Annotated in this window: 5 protein-coding genes; all 5 read left to right on the top strand. The window is 34.5% G+C overall.

Translation table 11 applies throughout. The annotated features are described in order from the left end of the window. On the top strand, window positions 1–676 hold a 676-nt coding region (locus tag DPV92_RS09665; RefSeq protein WP_111354683.1), incomplete at its 5' end, for a replication initiation protein. Window positions 677–711: 35 nt separating this feature from the next. Next, on the top strand, window positions 712–951 hold the full coding sequence (locus tag DPV92_RS09670) for a hypothetical protein (RefSeq protein WP_111354684.1): 240 nt from the start codon (window positions 712–714) through the stop codon (window positions 949–951). A 253-nt stretch (window positions 952–1,204) separates the two neighbouring features. Beyond that, window positions 1,205–1,702 carry a hypothetical protein gene (locus tag DPV92_RS09675; protein ID WP_015060114.1) on the top strand — a complete coding sequence of 166 codons (498 nt, stop codon included), beginning with the start codon at window positions 1,205–1,207 and terminating at the stop codon, window positions 1,700–1,702. A 6-nt stretch (window positions 1,703–1,708) separates the two neighbouring features. After that, complete coding sequence (locus tag DPV92_RS10085) at window positions 1,709–1,912, top strand: DUF7695 domain-containing protein (protein WP_105903804.1); 204 nt, start codon at window positions 1,709–1,711, stop codon at window positions 1,910–1,912. A gap of 804 nt (window positions 1,913–2,716) precedes the next feature. After that, on the top strand, window positions 2,717–3,160 hold a 444-nt coding region (locus DPV92_RS09685; RefSeq protein ID WP_133253063.1), incomplete at its 3' end, for a replication initiation protein.

Genomic DNA, 3,160 nt, shown 5'->3' on the forward strand with positions numbered 1-3,160 from the left:
AATAGCCCTAACCAATGAAATTATGCCTTATTTAACGCAGTTAAAAGGGCAATTTACCCAATATCAACTTAATCATATCTCTGGTTTTACGAGTGTTCATACAATGCGTTTTTATGAGTTGCTAACTCAATACAAACGGGTTGGGCAACGCTATATAACTATTGAAGATTTGAAAAAATGGTTACAACTTGAAGATAAATACAATTTGTGGGCTGAGTTGCAACGTTGGGTTATAAAACCGTCGTTAAATGAAATTAACGAAAAATCAGATCTCTTTGTTGAGTATGAACCAATAAAAAAAGGGCGAAAAGTTACAGGTATTGAGTTTAGTATTACATACGAAAAACCAGTGAAAAAACGCCCGGCATTTCCGCATAAAAACAAGTACGGTAATTTCGTTAAATTTAACGCTCAAGATCCAAAATTCAGCTCTCACGAATATTCAGTTTATGCTAAAGATTGCCTAAAAATATTAGATGATTTTTATAGTGGTCTAGCTGATGTTGCGTTAGAAGATTTGGTTTTTTATGCGAAGTTTTTAGCGGTCAATCAAAGCCATAAATCAAAGTTTGGGAAAGAGCGAGATATTTGGACTGAATTGAAAAAGAGAGGTTATAAGCTATCGCAATATGAATTGGTTGAAATACCAAAAAATCAAATAGATTTTGTTGAGTAAACTATGAAAAAAATTGAACAATAAGGTGGTTTATAATGTGTACTTTAATGCAAAAAGATAGCTTAATTCATTTAGTTGCTGAAGCTCAAGCAACATTAACATTAAGAATTGATCCACAAGCTCCATTTTCTGATGATGAATTAAGACTAGGAGAAATTCATAATTTTATTTATGACAGTTCTCCTGATGATATTGATTTTAACTCTCTTTCAGAAGAAATTATGAGCATAGACAGCAAATATAAGAGTCTTCCTATACTAGAACAGTATTTATAAATCTTTTATCGGAAAAATCTAATCATTGAAAATGCAAAAATAGCGTTAAATTGGCGTAGCCTGTTTAATGCTATTTTTGTATTCAGCAACCGAAGCGATAGCGTAGGGCGGTAGTTACGGCGTAGCCGTGAGCCTACTGCAAGTACAGGGGGGATTTTTTCGCATATTGTCGGACAATATCGGGAAAATCCCTATCCTGCATTAGAAAAATCTGATATTTTATTCCCAGTCGCTGAAATACTGGGAATAAACAATGAAAAAGAAAGCTAGTTTTAGAATTGACGGCAATCTGCACGATGAAATGAAAGCCTTTGCCGACAGTCAAGGAATAACAACAAGCCAACTGATTGAATTAGCTTGTTATTCGTTTATGGATAAAAAGCCAAAGCCAACAAAGCAGATTGAGAAATTAAAACGATTAGAAATAATCGATATTTCATTTATGGTAGATCAACCGCTCTTTAAAAAACTTGTTCAGATCGTACAATCTAAAAATTCTACCTTTTCGCAAGAAATCAGATATAGGCTTTCTGCGAGCCTTGAAAGCCCAATTTTCAGCGATACCGAATTAGGTAAAATGTGGGCGATTAAGTGTGATATTGATAGATTAGGCAATCTTTTTAAATTAGCTATCGATCAGAAAGTATCAGTCAATGATGAACTATTTAATCAAGTGCAAAACAATGTAGAACAACTTAGAACTGAATTTAACAATATATTGTTAACGGCAAATGCAAGAACATTAAGGTAATACAAAATGAAAAAGTTAATAATAAATAGAGTTCAGTGTTTACTTTGCGAAGATATTATCACTTCTGAACATTCTCACGATTTCAAAACGTGCAAATGTGGAAATTTATCGATTGACGGTGGAAATGAATATCCAAGACGGCTTTATCAGAAACATAATTCATATCAAGATTTATCCGAATTTACAGAAACAAAAAAACCGCCTTTTTAGGCGGTCTTTGTGTTAAAATCACCTTGCACTATGGCGGCGGCTCGCACTACCGTCAATAGTGTGAGCCTAGTCGCCTAGACTTGTAGTGCTAGGGAGGTGATTTATGTGAAAACATCAGAAATTATTACTCTGATCCTGTTACTAGCTTTGCTAGTTGGGGCTATCAGCTTGAAGGTACTCGCAATACTCGATTTGCTGATTAGCGTTCTATCTAAATTAGCCTAACGGCTAGGAAGGGGGCAGGATTGCAACCTGCTCCCGACTTTCTCCATTATATGCCCTACCTGATTATTTTTCAACTTAAGCCCTAAATACTTCAAAAAACGCTCTAAAACGCATTTTAAGCCGTTTTTAAGCTTTACCCATACCAAACCATTAGTTATTTGCTACCGCATTCGCTACGCTCATTTGCTGAACCCTAAACACAACACAAAAGCAAGTTTTGCATTGCATTTAGGGTTGAGATTTATTTTTATTGTTCAAAGGTGTACAGATTTTAAAGAACGGTGCACTGATTTTCATAAAAAAATAGGGCTGAAAGCCCAAAAGAGCCGAAAGGCTCTATTTTTTATATTTTATATTTTTATCTTGTTTTCGGATAGGCTAGAGCCTTTATTTGCAAGGGTTGGCGATTTTAAATATGTAGAAATTTGTCGTTTAATATGTAGAAATTTGTCGTTTAATATGTAGAAATTTGTCGTTTAATATGTAGAAATTTGTCGTTACTATGTAAATCATATTTACTTTTTACATAGTTTGTTTATTATGTAGAAAGATAATTTCTTTACATAGATTTGGTGGCTTATGACAAATGACCTTACAGTGGTGAAAGCGAATAGTTTGATTGAGGCTAGTTATCGCCTGACATTGGACGAAATGAGATTGTTAGCTTTAACGATTGGAACAATGAACCCAAAAAGCGATCAGCAAGTGTTCGAGTTTTCGGTATCTGAATTTGTAAATCAATTTCCTGATGTGAACGTAGATAGGGCGTACACGCAAATAAAATCAGCGATTGAGCGTATTTCTGAACGTTGGGTAAAGACTGAAGATGAAAGGCACGTTACTAAATTTAGATGGGTGTCGTCTCAAACGTATTTCAAGAAAGAGGGGCGATTTAGAATAGCCCTAACCAATGAAATTATGCCTTATTTAACGCAGTTAAAAGGGCAATTTACCCAATATCAACTTAATCATATCTCTGGTTTTACGAGTGTTCATACAATGCGTTTTTATGAGTTGCTAACT

This window comes from Pseudohaemophilus paraphrohaemolyticus (assembly GCF_003253115.1).
Lineage (GTDB): Bacteria > Pseudomonadota > Gammaproteobacteria > Enterobacterales > Pasteurellaceae > Haemophilus_A > Haemophilus_A paraphrohaemolyticus_A.